The organism is Alcaligenes sp. MMA (assembly GCF_020907215.1).
Classification (GTDB): domain Bacteria; phylum Pseudomonadota; class Gammaproteobacteria; order Burkholderiales; family Burkholderiaceae_B; genus Alcaligenes; species Alcaligenes aquatilis.
The window spans coordinates 707,212-723,692 of record NZ_JAJJPP010000002.1; the positions used below are offsets into that span (position 1 = coordinate 707,212).

General features: G+C 56.4%; 16 protein-coding genes and 1 pseudogene. 8 read left to right on the forward strand and 9 right to left on the reverse strand.

What is annotated here, in order from left to right; translation table 11 throughout:
* Nucleotides 1–262: 262 nt before the first annotated feature.
* Nucleotides 263–490 (forward strand): annotated as a pseudogene (locus LNA76_RS11710) (integrase); the annotation flags it as partial.
* A gap of 35 nt (nucleotides 491–525) precedes the next feature.
* On the opposite strand, the gene LNA76_RS11715 reads toward LNA76_RS11710, so the two are convergent.
* The 3 genes from LNA76_RS11715 to LNA76_RS11725 form a co-directional block, all read right to left on the reverse strand.
* Nucleotides 526–1,539, reverse strand: coding sequence for an MFS transporter (locus tag LNA76_RS11715; protein ID WP_230019191.1), 1,014 nt, complete (start codon nucleotides 1,537–1,539; stop codon nucleotides 526–528).
* A 173-nt stretch (nucleotides 1,540–1,712) separates the two neighbouring features.
* Entirely contained in the window at nucleotides 1,713–2,132 is a 420-nt protein-coding gene (locus LNA76_RS11720) for a carboxymuconolactone decarboxylase family protein (RefSeq protein WP_125276971.1), read from the reverse strand.
* Nucleotides 2,129–3,112: an aldo/keto reductase gene (locus tag LNA76_RS11725; RefSeq protein ID WP_230019124.1), complete on the reverse strand. Its 984-nt coding sequence runs from the start codon at nucleotides 3,110–3,112 to the stop codon at nucleotides 2,129–2,131. Before LNA76_RS11725 ends, LNA76_RS11720 begins: the two co-directional genes overlap by 4 nt.
* A gap of 96 nt (nucleotides 3,113–3,208) precedes the next feature.
* On the opposite strand from LNA76_RS11725, the gene LNA76_RS11730 reads away from it, so the two are divergent.
* Complete coding sequence (locus LNA76_RS11730; RefSeq protein WP_230019125.1) at nucleotides 3,209–4,114, forward strand: LysR family transcriptional regulator; 906 nt, start codon at nucleotides 3,209–3,211, stop codon at nucleotides 4,112–4,114.
* Here the strand turns inward: LNA76_RS11730 and LNA76_RS18000 are convergent.
* From LNA76_RS18000 to LNA76_RS11740, 3 genes are all read right to left on the reverse strand, one after another.
* Entirely contained in the window at nucleotides 4,111–4,227 is a 117-nt protein-coding gene (locus LNA76_RS18000) for a DUF3363 domain-containing protein (RefSeq protein ID WP_125277119.1), read from the reverse strand. The two genes, LNA76_RS11730 and LNA76_RS18000, sit on opposite strands and share 4 nt — an antisense overlap.
* Before the next feature lie 523 nt (nucleotides 4,228–4,750).
* Nucleotides 4,751–5,521 (reverse strand): IclR family transcriptional regulator, encoded by a 771-nt coding sequence (locus tag LNA76_RS11735; RefSeq protein WP_094195896.1) that lies wholly within the window; start codon nucleotides 5,519–5,521, stop codon nucleotides 4,751–4,753.
* A 136-nt stretch (nucleotides 5,522–5,657) separates the two neighbouring features.
* Nucleotides 5,658–6,506, reverse strand: coding sequence for an RNA methyltransferase (locus LNA76_RS11740; RefSeq protein WP_094195897.1), 849 nt, complete (start codon nucleotides 6,504–6,506; stop codon nucleotides 5,658–5,660).
* Between the two features lie 108 nt (nucleotides 6,507–6,614).
* Here LNA76_RS11740 and LNA76_RS11745 point away from each other — a divergent pair, with 108 nt between their 5' ends.
* From LNA76_RS11745 to LNA76_RS11755, 3 genes are read left to right on the forward strand one after another with little or no spacing between them, the layout of a single operon-like run.
* Nucleotides 6,615–7,406: an inositol monophosphatase family protein gene (locus tag LNA76_RS11745; RefSeq protein WP_009457824.1), complete on the forward strand. Its 792-nt coding sequence runs from the start codon at nucleotides 6,615–6,617 to the stop codon at nucleotides 7,404–7,406.
* Between the two features lie 58 nt (nucleotides 7,407–7,464).
* Nucleotides 7,465–9,048: a TerC family protein gene (locus LNA76_RS11750; protein WP_094195898.1), complete on the forward strand. Its 1,584-nt coding sequence runs from the start codon at nucleotides 7,465–7,467 to the stop codon at nucleotides 9,046–9,048.
* A 26-nt stretch (nucleotides 9,049–9,074) separates the two neighbouring features.
* Entirely contained in the window at nucleotides 9,075–9,935 is an 861-nt protein-coding gene (locus LNA76_RS11755; RefSeq protein ID WP_230019126.1) for an undecaprenyl-diphosphate phosphatase, read from the forward strand.
* 1,082 nt (nucleotides 9,936–11,017) lie between these two features.
* Here LNA76_RS11755 and LNA76_RS11760 read toward each other — a convergent pair.
* The 3 genes from LNA76_RS11760 to LNA76_RS11770 all read right to left on the reverse strand — a co-directional run bounded on the left by LNA76_RS11760 (nucleotide 11,018) and on the right by LNA76_RS11770 (nucleotide 13,104).
* On the reverse strand, nucleotides 11,018–11,824 hold the full coding sequence (locus LNA76_RS11760) for a UDP-2,3-diacylglucosamine diphosphatase (RefSeq protein ID WP_230019127.1): 807 nt from the start codon (nucleotides 11,822–11,824) through the stop codon (nucleotides 11,018–11,020).
* The gene (locus LNA76_RS11765; RefSeq protein WP_199827856.1) at nucleotides 11,814–12,323 is read right to left on the reverse strand and encodes a peptidylprolyl isomerase; all 510 of its coding nucleotides are present in this window, start codon (nucleotides 12,321–12,323) and stop codon (nucleotides 11,814–11,816) included. The genes LNA76_RS11760 and LNA76_RS11765 overlap by 11 nt, the downstream gene beginning before the upstream one ends.
* 169 nt (nucleotides 12,324–12,492) lie before the next feature.
* Nucleotides 12,493–13,104, reverse strand: a complete 612-nt coding sequence (locus LNA76_RS11770; RefSeq protein ID WP_230019128.1) for a tetratricopeptide repeat protein — start codon at nucleotides 13,102–13,104, stop codon at nucleotides 12,493–12,495.
* A 265-nt stretch (nucleotides 13,105–13,369) separates the two neighbouring features.
* Here LNA76_RS11770 and cysS point away from each other — a divergent pair, with 265 nt between their 5' ends.
* From cysS to LNA76_RS11785, 3 genes are read left to right on the forward strand one after another with little or no spacing between them, the layout of a single operon-like run.
* Nucleotides 13,370–14,821, forward strand: coding sequence for a cysteine--tRNA ligase (gene cysS / locus LNA76_RS11775; protein WP_094195902.1), 1,452 nt, complete (start codon nucleotides 13,370–13,372; stop codon nucleotides 14,819–14,821).
* Nucleotides 14,806–15,477 carry a DNA-3-methyladenine glycosylase family protein gene (locus LNA76_RS11780; RefSeq protein ID WP_094195903.1) on the forward strand — a complete coding sequence of 224 codons (672 nt, stop codon included), beginning with the start codon at nucleotides 14,806–14,808 and terminating at the stop codon, nucleotides 15,475–15,477. Before cysS ends, LNA76_RS11780 begins: the two co-directional genes overlap by 16 nt.
* A 26-nt stretch (nucleotides 15,478–15,503) precedes the next feature.
* Nucleotides 15,504–16,469: an acetyl-CoA carboxylase carboxyltransferase subunit alpha gene (locus LNA76_RS11785; protein WP_042483971.1), complete on the forward strand. Its 966-nt coding sequence runs from the start codon at nucleotides 15,504–15,506 to the stop codon at nucleotides 16,467–16,469.
* The last annotated feature ends 12 nt before the right edge of the window (nucleotides 16,470–16,481 follow it).

Below are 16,481 nucleotides of genomic sequence, written 5' to 3' on the forward strand. Positions count from 1 at the left end.
GCCCGGCAGGGGATCAATAAAGCAAATGTCGGTTTATTTACGCGCGGCGAAACGATGGCGCGTTAACCCTAGGGAAAGAGAGGGGGGTGAGCCTGTGGACAGGCAACGGCGGCTATAAGGCCGGCAGTTTTCCCTGGTGTGGAGATATTTAGCTAAAACGAACGGATTTGAGGATCAGTTTGAATGGGGGCAGGGCGCTGTTTGAAACTGGGCGGTTTTTTTTGTTTCACCATGACTCCAGTGCCGCATTTCGTTGGACTGCGCCGACGCGAACCGCGTCATTCGCCGCATGTTCAATCTGGTCGAAGTTTGGGGCTATCGGCCCGGCAGTACCAATCCGTGCCGCCACGTTCCGATACTCCCCAACGGCAAGGCCACCCACCTCAGCAGCGACCAGGGCATGGGCAAGTTGTTTCGCCAACTGGACAAGACTGAGGAGCTGGAGAACGCCGTCATCCTGCTGGCAGTGCGGCTGCAATTCGAGTTTGCGAGTCCTCTTTGGCTTTTTTATTGAGACCCGCCAAGCTAAGAAGTGGGCGCTTTTATTAATATCACCGGAATAAGACTGGCTGCCATTGCACTGCCAACAATGACCATCAATCCACTCAGGCTTGTCATGGACAGCACTATTCCTCCCAGCAGCGCACCTGCGCCAATAGCCGCGTTAAAAATGGCGACATAGATGGCTGAGGCGGGCATCGCTGACGATCCGGCCAATCTCAATATCCAGGTTTGAAAGCCGACAAAGACGATCGCGACGCCAGCACCCCATCCCAGCAGCAGCACACCGACGATGAAGGCAGAGCTTCCAACGGGTAGGCATCCGATTGCGAGTACGCTTGCGGTCATCAGTGCCAAGGAGATCAGAACCAGACGCTTGAGATGACGGTCAATCAACTTCCCGGAAATCAAGTTACCCACGATGCCTGCGATGCCGAACACCAGTAGTAGCGTGCTGATGAGATTGACACGAATGCGCAGAGCACTTGAAAGCAGAGGCTCGATAAACGTAAAGGCAGCGAAGTGAGCGGTGATTGCGCAAGCCGTCGTCAGATAGATTCCCTGGAATGTTCGATTTTTGAGAACGCTGGTCAGTGCATCCAGGCCGATGGATGTTGACGCCGACAAGCGTGGCACGCTCCAAGCGATGGCGATGGTCGCTACCAGAGACAGTGCCGCTATCACCATGAATGCCGTTCGCCATCCATCGAGTTGAGCCAGCAGGTTGACCAGTGGCACACCCAGCACACTGGCAACGGATACGCCACCGAAAATAATCGACGTTGCCAATCCAACCTGCCGTGCGGGCACTAATTGCGCACCAATGGAGCCAATCATTGCCCAGAAAGCGCCGTGTGCCAGCGCCCCTATCATCCGCGCCCCCAGAAGCATAGAAAACTGTGCACTGAAAGCTGCGATCGCGCAGGAGACGGTCAAGACCAGCATCAAGCCGACCAAGAGCGGTTTGCGTGGCACTCGCCCCAGGAAAATGGCGGATAGCAGCGCAGTAAGCGCTGCTATCCAGGCATACGCCGTCACGATCAATCCTGCCTAGCCTTCAGTTTGTCCAAACTCGGTCGCCAACGGCGAAAGCAAGCCAATCGGGGCTAGTTCAGTCGTCACGATAGCGAATGCGCTAATGCCAAGCGCAATGAGAGCCAGCCAGGTGCGCCATGAAATGCTCTCCTGATTTGGAGGAGACGCGAACTGATTCATGCTGTCCCTCCAGTTGCTGGGCTCTGCTGGGCCTGTGCATGTGAGGCAAACGCTTTCCGTGCTGCACTGATGCCATTCATGCATGCCGGGACACCTGCATAGACGGCAATCTGTAGTAGGATTTCCACGATTTCGTTCCTGCTGACACCGACATTCAGTGCGGCCCGGATATGGAATTCGAGTTGCCCCGGTGCGTTGCCCATCGCCATCAGTGCAGCGACGGTCAGCATTTCGCGGGTGCGCAAGTCGATGCCTGGGCGCGATACTACATCGGTAAAGGCGAACCCCAGCACCAGTTCGGCAAAGTCGTCAGACAGTTCGTCGAGGTTTCTGGCGACCTTTTCGGGGGCCTGCGGGTCAAGTTGGGCCAGCAACGCAAAAGCCTGCTCGCGCCGTTCAGAACGAGGGCTGCTCATGCGTTGACCCCTTTCATACCTTCTTCGGTATAGCGGTCTCCGGCGACTGGTACTGCGTCGAGCGCACGCCTCAGTTCAGCCAGATCCTCTGGCTCCAGGCGAACCGATAACGCGCCCAAGTTGTCCTGCAGATGGGCGACGCGACGCGTACCAGGAATGGGCACGATGTCATTGCCTTGAGCCAATAGCCATGCCAAAGCGATGTGTGCCGTCGTGCATGTCTTGCGCACGGCGATGGATGAAATGACATCGACCAGGGAACGGTTGGTGGTGATGTTCTCTGGCTGGAAGCGTGGCAGGCTAGCGCGAAAGTCGCCTTCCTCGAAGGTCGCATCTTGCTGGAACCGACCCGTCAGAAAGCCGCGCCCCAATGGCGAATAAGCCACCAGGCCTATACCCAGTTCGCGGCAGGTCGGGAGAACCTCGGTTTCCACGTCCCGTGTCCACAACGAATATTCGGTCTGGACTGCTGCCACTGGATGTATGGCATGCGCACGTCGCAGGGTGGCCGCGCTGACCTCACACAAGCCGATACGTGCGACTTTACCTTGCTGTACGAGTCGGGCCAGGCCCTCCATCGTTTCTTCAATCGCCTGTGCAGGGTCTATTCGATGGACGTAGTACAGGTCGATTTGCTCGACACCAAGGCGACGCAGCGAGGCTTCACAACATTTCTGTGCGTAATCTGGGCTGTTGTCGATGCTGCGTCGATATTCGCCGGGCCTGCGCACGATGCCAAACTTGGTCGCAATCTGCACCTTCGGTTTGCGTGTCGCAAGGAAGCGGCCTATCAACTCTTCGTTGTGATGTGGGCCATACATGTCGGCGGTATCGAGGAAGTCTACGCCCATGCCGATTGCCTGACCCAGCAGATGTAGCGCCTGCTCATCGTCGCGCGGGCCATAGAACTCGCTCATGCCCATGCAGCCAAGGCCGAGGGCGAAAACCTCCAGATCGTGTCCAAGCTTTCGTCTTTGCATTGCACTTCCCCTTACAAGATGGGGGAAGTATGATCTTCCAAAAGTGATTGGAAAATAGATAAAATAGGAAACTTATTTTCCACATTCGGAAAACAAATGAATGCTCAAATCCAATGGGATGACGCCCGTATCTTTTTGGCTATCGCGCGTGCAGGCACCTTGAGCGGTGCGGCCACCGCGCTTGAGATGGGCGTTGCTACCGTGTCACGGCGATTGGATCGCCTGGAAGCGGCGCTAGGCGTACCACTGTTCAGCCGACATCAGAGTGGCTACAGCCTCACGGATGATGGTGAAGCCCTGCTGGAGCATGCTGAAGCACTGGAACATGCCGGGCAGGCTTTCGGAGAAGCCGCACGGCAGCAAGGGCAAGTGGCTGGATGCGTGCGCCTTGCCACCGCAGAGAATCTGGCCAACGCGCTCATCGTCCCCTCGTTGCCGAAGCTGTTTGCCACCCATCCTGAGCTGCGTGTGGAGATCGTCAGCGGTGTACAGACCGTGAACTTGCACCGGCGAGATGCCGATCTGGCTGTGCGGATGGTCAAACCAGAAGCGGGTAACGTCACGATCAAGCGCCTGGGCACCCTGGGATTCGGCCTTTACGGCGCTCGTGGATACGTCGATGCGCGTAGCGCCGGAGCTGATGCGGCCACCTTCGATGACGATAGCTTCATTGGCTGGGCCGAGTCCCATAGCCATCTGCCGGCCGCAAAATGGATCGCTCGCATGTTGCGAGGACGACCGTGCCAAATGGAAGCCAACACGCTGTCAGCACAGATGGCTGCCGCGACGGCTGGCATTGGATTGGCGGTGCTCCCGCACTTTCTGGCCCGACAGGCGGGGCTTATCTGCCTGCTGTCCGAACTGGGGGCAGATCAGCCAATCTGGCTGGCTATCCATTCCAACCTGGCGCACTCAAGGCGCGTCCGAGCAGTCGCCGATCATTTAATCCATGTATTTGAAGAACAACGATCAGAACTCGTCGGCCGTGTCCCCGAGCGCTAGAGACTTCGACCACGTTGCTTTCCAACATCCCAGGACACCCCGCTGGCGCACACCGTCGCGGCGAGTTGCTGCCCCAGCCGTTGCTCGATCGTTGGCCGCCATGGCACAAGGATGAACCCATGTCGTAGCCCAGCATCGCGTAGCGCGCACGGGCTAGGCCGGCCACACGTTTAACCATCGGCGATAGGTCGATGTTTCCGACTTACTCCGGCGGCCATGTCCTGCGCGGCCTGCTCCAGAGTGCGTTGCTTCAAAGTTTCCTATCACGATGCCCCTATGTGGCACTCAGCACATTGAAGACAGAAAACGGGAAAGGGTCGGGAACTCGACTAACCCATTGCCCTGTATGAGCTATTGTTCCATTGCGCCAGCAAGAAAAATCTTGGCAGTGGACATTTTCCAGGAGTCATCTTGGAATGGGTGCTGCTTGGGAAGGGGCCAGGCTTGTCGTCGGCGTAGTTTCCCTCGTTTTGACAGGCTGGGCTTGGGGGAGCCATCTGTGTTGATTGGAAAAGCAAGCAGAGGGAATAAGGGCGGGAGAGTAAAAAAGCAGTAAAAAAGCACACAGGGAGCGCCGTGTGCTGATGAGGGTTTTAACGGTCCCGGCACCGCTCAGAGACGGAAATCCACCCAGACCTAAAATTTGTCGGCCACGGAATCCAGGGCCTCGCGCAGTAGACCGGCAATTTCTTTTTGACGCGGCGCAGGCATGCGTTCGGTAATCGCCGTGACACTCATGGCCAGAATGGGGCGGCCTTTGTGGTCGCACAGGGCGCAGCCCACACCCAAGGCACCGCGCACAGCGTAATTACCGACAACCGAGTAGCCGCGAATGCGGGTATTGGTGACCAGTTGGCGCATCTCGCGCTGGGTCATGCCGCCGTACTGGTCCAACTGATTGGCATTGCGCTCGATAATTTGCTCGATGGCCTCGTCTCCCAGTGTGGCCAGATAGGCCATGCCACCGGAACCTACGCCCAAGGGCTGACGCTTGCCGACATAAGTGGCCAGAATCTGTACCGGGTAGGGGCCGATTTCGCGCCATAGGCTAATGGAGTCGTCGCCATCGCGGCCCACCAGAAAAACGGCATCGCCGGTCAGTTGCGCTAGCTCTTGCATGATGGGCTGCATGATGGTGACTCGCGGGTCCAGCCCAAACAGGCCCTGATCCTGGCGCGTGGCACTGTAGCGACGGCTATGGCTGCTGTTCTGGACCAGCCCGTGATCGATCAGAGCGGCCAGCAGCCGGTAGATGGTGGGGCGCTGTAATTGCGTGGCGCGTGACAAGTCAGTGACGCTCAGCCCTTTGCCTTGATGATTTTGCAAAGTCTTGAGCACCAGCAAGCCGCGTTGCAGGGTACGCGGCCCAGCCTGATCCTGCGGTTCTACGGTCTCGGGAGTGTTCATGCTTGAAAACAGCTAATGCTTACCGAAAAGTAACTCAGTAAGAATATACGCCAGCCGAGAAAGTGTCCACTGTGTGATCGCTCATTTCCGGTAGAGCCCCCTGCAAGCAGCGGGCAAGTGGGGCGGAGCGCAAGCTTTAGCGCTGTTCCGGGCCGGCCGATTCGTCTTTACGCTGCTCGGGAATAGGGTGACCTGCCGTTTTCGCGGTCTTGATCATGGCGGTACACAGGCCGCGCAACATATCGACTTCGTCCAGGCTGAGTTGGGCTCGCCCAAACAAGTGCTGCATGCGGGGCACCAGTTTTTTGGGATGCTTGGGGTCCAGGAACTTGACGCTTTCGATAGCCTGTTCCCAGTGTTGCAGCAACGCTTGCACCTTGGCTTGAGGCGCCAGTTCCTTGCCGGGGTCTGCCTTGCCATCGGTATTGGGCAGGAGGCTGGCACCACTTTCAGCCAGCAGGGCGTAGCGCAATTCCCAGGCGGCCAGTTGCAAAGCCTGGGCGACATTGAGCGAACTGTATTCAGGATTGGCTGGAATATGGCAGACGTACTGGCACTGGCTGATGTGATCGTTGGTCAGGCCCACGCGTTCGGTACCCAGCACAATGGCCACTGTGCCGGCGTGCTGGCGCAGATGTTCACGGCTCAGTTCGGCGGTCTGGCGTATATCGGCGGCTGGCGGTCCCAGGTAGCGGGGGCGGGCTGTCAGGGCAAAAGCCAGGGTGACCGGCTCCAGCGCATGCGCCAGGGTAGGCACAATCGTGGCCTGCTCCAAAACGTCTACGGCACCGCTGGCCAGTGAGATTGCCTGAGGGTTTTGTGCAACGTCCGGGTCGAGCGGGTCAACCAGACATAAGTCGCCAAAGCCCATGGTTTTGATCGCTCGCGCCGCTGCGCCCACGTTTCCAGGGTGGCTGGGTTGCACCATAATGAAGCGAACCCGGTGAAAATTATCATCAAATGCCGATGCTTGCGTCTGAGTCATTTAAAATAGCTACTTTGAAGCTACGCTTCCTGTGTCTGCTCACGCGATTTTGCCCTGCAACAGGGCACGCCAGGCAGGCTCAATTATTGTTAAAAAAACGGAATTTCCATGCACCCGATGCTCAATACCGCCATCAAGGCGGCTCGCCGTGCCGGCACCATTATCTCTCGCGCCAGTCTAGACCTCCAGCACCTGTCGGTTGCGCGTAAAGGCCCTAAAGATTATGTCACGGAAGTGGATCGCGCAGCAGAGGAAGCCATCATTGAAGTGTTGAGCGAAGCCTACCCCGATCACGGTTTTATCGGAGAGGAAACGGGCGAGCGCCCACCGCTGGAACCCGCAGGCGAAGGCACTCCTGAATACCAATGGGTCATTGATCCGCTGGATGGCACCACCAACTTTATTCACGGCTTTCCGTGCTACGCGATTTCAATTGCATTGATGCACCGTGGTCAGGCTGCCCATGCCGTTATTTATGATACCAATCGCAATGAAATGTTCACGGCCAGCCGTGGCGGTGGTGCTTTCCTGAACGACCGTCGTATTCGTGTATCGGGCCAGACTCGTTATCACGATGCCTTGATCGGTGCGCACGTGCCAGATTCGGGCGCGGGCGTGAAACCCACCTCCCCATTTGCCGATATGCTGGCCGAATGTGCGGCTGTGCGTCGCGTGGGTGCAACGGTTTTGGATTTGGCTTATGTGGCCGCCGGCCGTCTGGATGGTTTCTGCGCCGTCAACCTGCAACCCTGGGATTTGGCCGCCGGCACCTTGCTGGTGACTGAAGCGGGTGGTCTGGTCGGCGACTTTGAAGGCGAGCAAACCTGGAAAGAAACCGGCAATGTGATTGCCGCCAGCCCGAAGATCTTTATCCAGATGCTGTCGCACCTGCAAGATTAAGAACCTAGACCCCGGCACCGCCGGGGTGTTCTTTTAGTCACAGCGCCAAGGAGCTGAGATGGAGTGGTTGATGGACCCGACCGTTTGGGTTGGGTTGCTCACACTGGTAATTCTGGAAATTGTGCTGGGCATCGATAACCTGGTGTTCATTGCAATTTTGGTCGATAAGTTGCCGCCCGCGCAGCGTGATCGTGCTCGTGTGCTGGGCCTGTCCTTGGCCCTGCTGATGCGTCTTGGCCTGTTAACGGTCATGTCCCATCTGGTGCAGTTGACTGATCCTTTGGTATCCGTGTTTGGTCTGGATTTCTCAGGTCGCGATCTGATCATGATAGTGGGCGGCTTTTTCTTGCTGCTCAAAGGTACGCTGGAGCTGCACGAGCGTATTGAAAACCGCAGTGCTCACGCCTCCGGGTCGCGCATGTATGCCAGCTTCTGGGTCATCGTGGCGCAGATTGTGGTGCTCGATGCCGTATTTTCTCTGGATGCGGTCATTACGGCTGTGGGGATGGTCGATCACCTGCCTGTCATGATGGCGGCGGTGATTATTGCCATTGGCATCATGCTGGTGGCCTCCAAACCGCTGACGGCTTATATCAACAGTCGGCCTACGGTAGTTATTTTGTGCCTGGGCTTTTTGTTGATGATTGGCTTTTCCTTGCTGGTCGAAGGCTTTGGCATACATGTACCCAAGGGTTACTTGTATGCGGCCATTTCCTTCTCCATCTTGATCGAAATGTTCAATCAGTTGGCGCGTCGCAAGCTGCGTATGTTGCAAGCGGGTCGCCCCATGCGCGAGCGTACGGCCGAGGCTGTGCTGCGCATGTTGGGCAAGCGCCCCGCTTCGGGAGAGGCGGCCATTGGGCCGGATTTGCCAGGGGCATCGGCACAAATGGTATTTGGCCAGGAAGAGCGCAATATGGTTAGCGGTGTGCTGACCTTGTCCGAGCGCACCGTGCATTCGGTGATGACGCCGCGTAATGCCATTACCTGGGTGAATATTCAGGACTCCCCCGAAGTTCTGCGCGACAAAATGACACAGGAACCTCATAGCATGGTGCCGGTCTGTCGTGGTTCGCTCGATGAGGTTATTGGCATTGGTCGAAGCAAAGAGTTACTGGCAGATCTGCTGATTCATGGTCATATCCGTGTGGATCAATTGCGTCAGCCAGTCTTTGTGTATGAGTCCATCGGAATTTTGGACTTGATGGAAACCATCAAGCAAAGCCGCGGTCAATTGGTCTTGGTAACGGACGAGTTTGGGGCGATTGAAGGGCTGGTGACGCCCTTGGATATTTTCGAAGCCATTGCGGGTGACTTTCCCAGCGAGGATGAAGCCCCCGATATTGTTCAGGAATCCCAGGACCACTGGCTATTGGATGGCTCCACGGACCTGCATCATCTGGAACAGATGCTGGGCGTGGATGGACTGGTGGATGAAGAGGAAGAATACGCCACCTTGGCCGGCTATTTGCTGACGCGTTTTGGACAGTTACCCAAGGTCGGTGATGTCTGTGAGCTTGAACAGCGCGATGCCGTGTATCGCTTCAAGGTTCAGGAGCTGGAGGGGCGTCGCATTTCCCAGGTCAGTTTGGAGCGCGTGCCCTACGACGATGAACAAATCGATCCCTTCTTGGCATCTTAATTTTTATTGGCTTTGATTCACACAACATGACCGAGCAAACCATTTATTTGTTGAAGGCCCTGTTTCTGGGGATTGTTGAAGGTATTACTGAATTTATTCCTGTCTCCAGTACGGCACACTTGCTGATACTGGGTTCCTGGATTGATTTTTCCTCGGGCGATGCCAAGGTGTTCGAGGTGGTTATTCAGTTTGGTTCGATTTTGGCCGTGGTCTGGATTTTCCGTGCGCGTCTGATTCAACTGTTCATGGGAACCTTGCGTGGTGATCGCACCGAGATGATGTTCACTCGCAATCTGCTGATCGCCTTTTTGCCCGCTGCGGTGATTGGTGCCTTGACGATTCAATACGTGAAAGCCTTGTTCCATCACCAGATTGTGTTTGTGTTCACACTGGTGCTGGGTGGCTTGTTGATGCTGTGGGTCGAGCGCAAGCCACAGTATGCAAAGCACACGGCAGACGGCGATCAGGGTGAAACTGCCACTTCGCAAAAGGCCACGGCTTTTGCCTTGGAGCAGATCACCTGGAAGCAGGCTTTGGTCGTTGGTTTTGCCCAGTGCATTGCCATGGTGCCAGGTACGTCGCGTTCGGGGGCGACGATTATCGGCGGTATGCTGGCCGGTATTCAGCGCAAGACGGCCACGGAATTTTCTTTCTTTCTGGCTATGCCAACGATGTTGGCCGCCACGGTCTATGACCTGTACCGCAACGGTGCGTCCTTGAGTACAGATCAGAGCAGCGCGATTATTGTGGGCTTTATTGCCGCTTTCTTTAGTGCGCTGTTCCTGGTGAAGGCGGTGCTGCGCTTTGTATCCAGCCGTACCTATCGTCCTTTTGCCTGGTATCGGATTGCCTTGGGTGGAGTGTTGTTTGTGTGGCTGATGACGTAGCCCGTTGTCGCTTTAGACGTTTGGAGATCCCCGCTTGGCTTAGCTGTCGGCGGGGATTTTTTTTCAGGGAAGTTCAGTAAATAGCCTCCTTCCACGCACACACTCTACCTACCTACCTACCTACCTACCTACCTACCTACCTACCTACCTACCTACCTACCTACCTACCTACCTACCTACCTACCTACCTATCTGTCTGTCTGTCTGTCTCTTGATTGGTGTGCTAACTGGATAGGCACTTTTTTGGCGATTGTTGTGTTCAAGGGTTAGTTAGCAAATAGCGGGTTTGTCGCCAGCTAGTTGGTCTGGCCTGGCTTGGCTTTTGATACGTGAGGAGAGCTTGGTCTCAGCAAGACTCCTCTCGGTTCGTCTCCCCCGGTGTCCGGGCTGACTACTTGCCGGTGCTGCGCACCGGTACCCTTGTCAGTGTTCGGATACGGGCGCGCCCTTAACTCGCGGGGTGTCTTGTCCCCTGGACAAGACACAAGCGCCCCGCTCAAACAGAAGGGCGCTTGCATCCCGTATCCGAACACCGCCTGCGGCAAGCTGTCTAAACCGCCCCGGATACCGGGGCAGACGAACCGAGAGGCTCACAGTGAGGTGGGGACAAGCAGCCTTGCGTTATTCATGGGCTGTTTTGTAGCAGGACTCCAGTTGTTGACTGTCACTTGATAGGAAGCAGGAGAAGGCATCTTGGCCGCAAGAAATATGGTCTCTTTTGTGTTTTTGAGGGGGCCGCTGGGCTCGATGGGCGAGTCAGGGCTCTGGCCGCAGGCTTTTGCAGTATCCAGGATGCAAGCCCTGTGCTGTTTGAGCGGGGCGCTTGTGGTTCGTCCGGGGGACGAGCCACCCCGCGAGTTCACAGGGCGCCTGGATACTGCAAGAGACCAGGGAACCCGTGCACAGCACGGGCCGGAGACCCGCCAAGTCGAGCCCAGCGGCCCCCTCAAAAATGCTTATGCAGCCACCTTGATTCCTGCGGCCTGTCGCTGTCGCTCACAAGAAATAAGCAGTTTCTCATCCCATGAACGGACGAAAAAACCCAACTTAAAACCAACTGCCTATAGCTGGAGTCAACGAAGTCAAACTTGCTGAGGTCCCAGTGTCTGGCACTGATCCTTTTTACCCCATTGGTGCAAACAAAGCTGCGTGCCTTCAATACTGATATAGCCGCCACGCCGTTCTTTTTCAGAGAAGTCAGACTCCCAGTCCGGCAGTACCCATCGGCGTACCGGTTCAAAGCCGGGAATGTCATGCACGGCGGGTCTATGTGTGTGGCCATGCACCATGGCGTGCACAGAGTGTGCCTCGCAGGCCGCGACAATCGCCGCAGGCTGCACATCCATAATCTCTTTGGATTTGTATTGCTTGCCGCGCTGGCTACCCGCACGGGCAGAGTCTGCAATACGCTGGCGCAGGCTTAACGGGCAGGCCAGGTACAGCTTTTGCAGCCAGGGTTTGCGTACCCAATAGCGAAAGCGTTGATAGGCCAGATCGTCCAGACAATACTCGTCACCGTGGGACATCAAAATCAAACCGGCAGAGGTATCCAGGATCACTTGATCCGGCAAGAGTGTGGCGTGGACATGATGGGCGTAGGCCTTGCCCAGCAGGAAGTCACGATTGCCACGCATTAAATAAAGCGGATGTTGCTGCGCAAAAGAGCGCAGCGCTTCACTGACTTGAGCAAGCCAGGGAGCAGGGTGGGCAATTTGATCGTCACCGATCCAGGCATTGAAAATATCACCGCCCAGAATCAAGACGTGTGCCTGATGCTGGGCGGAGTGCAGAAACTGCAGGAAATCCTGGACGGTGTCTGGATTGTCCGGACCCAGGTGCAGGTCCGCGGCAATCCAGATAGTGCCCGCAAGCGTGAGCTTATTCGACAAGCGTGGCTTTTTCCAGAACGACGTCTTCAACGGGCACGTCTTGGTGGAAGCCCTTGTTGCCCGTGCGCACGGTCTTGATTTTGTCGACCACATCCATGCCTTCGATCACGCGGCCAAATACGGCGTAACCCCAACCATTGGCGGTCGGTGCGGTGAAGTTCAGGAAGTCGTTGTCAGCCACGTTGATGAAGAACTGAGCCGTAGCCGAGTGTGGATCGGACGTACGAGCCATGGCCAGGGTGTACTTGTCGTTCTTCAAACCGTTGTCGGCTTCATTTTTGACAGGAGCATTGGTCGATTTTTGCTTCATGTCGGCCTCAAAGCCACCACCCTGGATCATGAAGTTGTTGATCACACGGTGAAACACGGTGCCGTCGTAAAAACCGCTGGACACATAGTCCACAAAGTTGGCAACGGTGTTGGGGGCTTTTTCTGCGTTCAGTTCGATCAGGATGGTGCCCTGATTCGTCTGCAGTTGGACGCGTGGGGAGGTGCTCATAGAAGTGCCTTCAGAAGAAGTGGAAGAATCTGCTGCCATAGCCGGACTGCTCATCATAGGCATAGCCATACAGGCAGCAATAAGCAGGGTGCGCAAGCGACGAGCCTGATCACACCATTGAAATGTGCTTGCAAACATAAGAGAGGGACAATCCCGTCAAATAAAAATCTTATTGTTGCAGAATTTGGCCAGTTTGTTGCGCGCGCTGGGCTGCTTTGGGCACACCGCTGGCGGCGGCTTGACGATAGGTGTCATTGGCCAGCATTAATTGGACTTCACCCATATTGGCGCGAGCCAGTGCGTAGGACGGATCGGCGGTCAAGGCCATTTTCAGGGCCTCCAGTGCCATATCCAGCTTGTCTTGTGCAATGTACTCAGCCGCCAGATTATTCCAGGGCTCGGGAAGCTCCGGATAATAGGTGGTCATATCCTGATAGAGGCGGATTGCGCCATTATGGTCACCACTGGCCGACAGGGCACGTGCTTTCAAAAACAGCAGTTGTACATTGGCACCGGGTTCGCCACGGTCTTTGCGCTGCTCCAGCTGTTTCTCAATAGCTTGCAAGGCGTCAGCATGACGGCCTTGGGCAATGAGGGTGCTGATGCGCTGACTGATTTGAGCTGAGCTAAGCGGCAACGAGGTATCCACACTGGGCGCGAGCACGTCCAGTGCACGGGCCAGTCCCTTCCAGCCACGTTCAGGTTCGGGGGCGATATCGAGCAGGGGATCGTTCACCCGCACGGCTGGCGGGGGTAAATCGGGCAAGGATTGGGCGCTCACGTTGAGACCGAGGGCCAGCAAAAAGGCCAGGGTGCACGGAGCGAAAAACCGAGTCCGTCTAGGTGTACTGAACACAGAGGGGGCGCCTATAAAATCTGGCTTGAAGACCAGGAAGGTTGGTAGATTGCTGCCTTTAACGAGGTCTGCTTGCTATACTTGTTGACCATCATTCTAACCTTGCCTCTTGCCGGGCGGGAAATACGGAACCTGATCCAAGGGCAAATTGTTCTGGCACAAGGTTCCGATTTTATGACGATTACAGGCCATGTTGCGCATTTATAACTCGTTGTCACGCTCTAAAGAGGTGTTTTCTCCGGTTGAACCGGGCCACGTACGTATGTACGTCTGTGGTATGACGGTGTACGACTTCTGTCATTTGGGGCATGCCCGTATGCTGGTCAGTTTTGACATCGTGCAGCGCTGGCTGCGAGCAAGCGGCTATCGCGTCTCGTATGTGCGCAACATTACCGATATTGATGACAAGATCATCCGCCGTGCCGTCGAGCGCAAGCAACTGATGTCACAGGTGACGGACTTTTATATTGCGGCCATGCATGCCGACGAAAAGGCCCTGGGTGTGCAAAGTCCCGATTCGGAGCCGCGTGCTACACAGTACGTGCCCGATATGCTGGGCATTATTGCCAAGCTGGAAGAGAACGGTCTGGCCTACCAGTCCGAGGACGGTGATGTGAACTATGCGGTGCGTCAGTTCCCCGGCTACGGCAAATTGTCGGGCCGCTCCCTGGACGATCTGCGTGCCGGTGAGCGTGTGGCCCTGAACTCGGCCAAGCGCGACCCCCTGGATTTTGTGCTGTGGAAGGCGGCAAAAGAAGACGAGCCTGCCGAATCCAAGTGGGAATCGTCCTATGGTCTGGGCCGTCCGGGCTGGCACATTGAGTGCTCGGCCATGAGCAAGGCACTGCTGGGTCAGCCCCTGGATATTCATGGCGGTGGCCCGGACTTGAAGTTCCCCCATCACGAAAACGAAATTGCCCAAACAGAAGGTGCTTTTGGCGGCCAGTTGGCCAATGTCTGGATGCACTGCGGTCCCCTGATGGTGGACTCGGAAAAAATGTCCAAGTCCCTGGGCAATTTCCGTCGCATCCGCGATACCGTGGCTCCTGAAGGTCTGGCCGACGAAGAAAGCAGCTACATCGCCAATCCGCGTGAAGCGGAAATGCTGCGCTTCTTTATTGTGCGCAACCATTACCGCAGTTTGCAAAACTACGCGCCGGACAATCTGCGCGACGCCCAACAGGCGCTGGATCGTCTGTACCAGACCTTGCAACACGTTCCTGCGGCCGAAGTGGACATTGATTGGACTCAAGGCCCCGCGCTGGCTTTTGCCGAAGCCATGAATGACGACTTCAATACCGCTGGAGCCATTGCCGTCCTGTTCGAGCTGGCTGGTCAGGCCAACCGTGACAAGGATGCGCAGGCCGCCGGCTTGATGCGTGCGCTCGGTGGGGTGATTGGTCTTTTGCAAGTGGAGCCGGCCGTTTATTGGCGCGCCAGCACACGCTTTGGCCAAGCGGGCAATGTGGCTGGTGCCGACTCCTTGAGTGATACCCAGATTGACGCGCTGCTGGCTGAACGCAGCCAGGCTAAACAGAACCGGGACTTTGCCCGTGCCGATGCCATTCGTGATCAGCTTAAAGAGCAGGGCGTTGAGCTGGAAGATCGGCCAGGTGGAGCAACACAATGGCGCAGGGCCTAAACGGCGTCCAATCCGGCCCCCAAGTTCGTTTGGTGGGCAAACCTGATTACTGGGACGACGCGTGCGCCCAGTTGATGAGGCGCGATCGTATCTTGCGCAAGCTCATCCCCCAGCACGGCGACTATTGTTTGCAACATCAGGCACCGGCTTTCACCACCTTGGTGCGCTCTATCGTGGGCCAGCAACTGGCCTCGCGTACAGCGGACCAGTTGTGGCGTAAGCTGCTGGACGGTTGCGGTCAGGCGCTCTCGCCCAAACTGATTGTGGAACTGGGCTACGAGGCCTTGCATGGTTTGGGTTTGCCCAAACGCAAGGCTGAATACATTGTTGATTTGGCGACGCACTTTGATGCTCGTAAAATCGACCCCCAGGCATGGCAGTCCCTGTCTGACGAAGCCGTTATTGCTGATCTGTGCGCCATTCGTGGCGTGGGTCGCTGGACGGCAGATATGTTTCTGATTTTCAACTTGCACAGACCCGATGTTCTCCCTTTGGATGATGCGGGCCTGCTCAAGGCAATCTCTCTGCACTATTTCAGCGGCGAGCCGGTATCCCGGTTCGAGGCGCGTGAAGTTGCCCAAGCGTGGGCACCGTGGTGCACGGTGGCCACCTGGCATCTGTGGCGCAGTCTGAACACAGTTGCGGTACGATATTAAATTAGGCCTAAACCTTAAGAACCGACATGCGAAATACATTCCTGGAATTTGAGCAGCCTTTGGCCGAGCTCGAAGGCAAAATCGAAGAGCTCCGCTACGTGCAATCTGATTCCGCTGTGGATATTTCAGAGGAACTCAGCCGTCTGCAGCAAAAAAGCCAGACGCTGGCCAAAAACATTTACGCCAAGCTCACGCCTTGGCAAACGGCCCTGGTTGCTCGCCATCCGCAACGTCCCTACACGCTGGACTATGTAAACCAGATCTTCTCGGACTTTCATGAGTTACATGGCGACCGCATGTACGCGGATGACCTGGCTATTGTGGGTGGTCTGGCCCGTTTCAACGGCACACCGTGCATGGTCATTGGTCATCAGAAAGGTCGTGATACCAAAGAGCGCGCCCGCCGCAACTTTGGCATGCCGCGCCCCGAAGGTTATCGCAAAGCCTTGCGCCTGATGCATCTGGCAGAAAAATTCGGTATTCCGGTTTTCACGTTCGTGGACACCCCCGGTGCTTACCCCGGTATTGGTGCTGAAGAGCGTGGCCAGTCCGAAGCGATCGGCCATAACCTGTTTGCCATGGCCAAACTGCGTGTGCCTATCATCTCCACCATTATTGGTGAAGGCGGTTCGGGCGGCGCGTTGGCCATTGCTGTGGGAGATGTGGTGTCCATGTTGCAATACTCCACCTACGCCGTCATCTCGCCCGAAGGTTGCGCCTCAATTTTGTGGCGTAGCGCGGACAAGGCTCCTGTGGCGGCTGAAGCGCTGGCCATCACTGCCCCGCGTTTGAAAGAACTGGGTCTGGTTGATCGCGTGATCAATGAACCTATTGGTGGTGCGCATCGCGACCCCACTATGATGGCACGCCAATTGGGCCGCGCTTTGGCTGACGCCTTGCGTCAGGTCTCAGGCCTGAGCACCGAACAATTGCTGGCGCAGCGTATGGAACGTCTCTTGGCCTACGGGCGTTATCAGGAAGTTCGTGCCTGATCCATTGTCTTC

Excerpts from the sequence above, each read along its gene's own strand:
- LNA76_RS11765 (WP_199827856.1), bottom strand. The coding sequence starts at position 12,323 with ATGAGCACCTCCCCACGCGTCCAACTGCAGACGAATCAGGGCACCATC.
- LNA76_RS11730 (WP_230019125.1), top strand. The coding sequence starts at position 3,209 with ATGAATGCTCAAATCCAATGGGATGACGCCCGTATCTTTTTGGCTATC.
- LNA76_RS11740 (WP_094195897.1), bottom strand. The coding sequence starts at position 6,506 with ATGACTCAGACGCAAGCATCGGCATTTGATGATAATTTTCACCGGGTT.
- LNA76_RS11755 (WP_230019126.1), top strand. The coding sequence starts at position 9,075 with ATGACCGAGCAAACCATTTATTTGTTGAAGGCCCTGTTTCTGGGGATT.
- LNA76_RS11735 (WP_094195896.1), bottom strand. The coding sequence starts at position 5,521 with ATGAACACTCCCGAGACCGTAGAACCGCAGGATCAGGCTGGGCCGCGT.
- cysS (WP_094195902.1), top strand. The coding sequence starts at position 13,370 with ATGTTGCGCATTTATAACTCGTTGTCACGCTCTAAAGAGGTGTTTTCT.
- LNA76_RS11725 (WP_230019124.1), bottom strand. The coding sequence starts at position 3,112 with ATGCAAAGACGAAAGCTTGGACACGATCTGGAGGTTTTCGCCCTCGGC.
- LNA76_RS11750 (WP_094195898.1), top strand. The coding sequence starts at position 7,465 with ATGGAGTGGTTGATGGACCCGACCGTTTGGGTTGGGTTGCTCACACTG.
- LNA76_RS11785 (WP_042483971.1), top strand. The coding sequence starts at position 15,504 with ATGCGAAATACATTCCTGGAATTTGAGCAGCCTTTGGCCGAGCTCGAA.
- LNA76_RS11780 (WP_094195903.1), top strand. The coding sequence starts at position 14,806 with ATGGCGCAGGGCCTAAACGGCGTCCAATCCGGCCCCCAAGTTCGTTTG.
- LNA76_RS11745 (WP_009457824.1), top strand. The coding sequence starts at position 6,615 with ATGCACCCGATGCTCAATACCGCCATCAAGGCGGCTCGCCGTGCCGGC.
- LNA76_RS11720 (WP_125276971.1), bottom strand. The coding sequence starts at position 2,132 with ATGAGCAGCCCTCGTTCTGAACGGCGCGAGCAGGCTTTTGCGTTGCTG.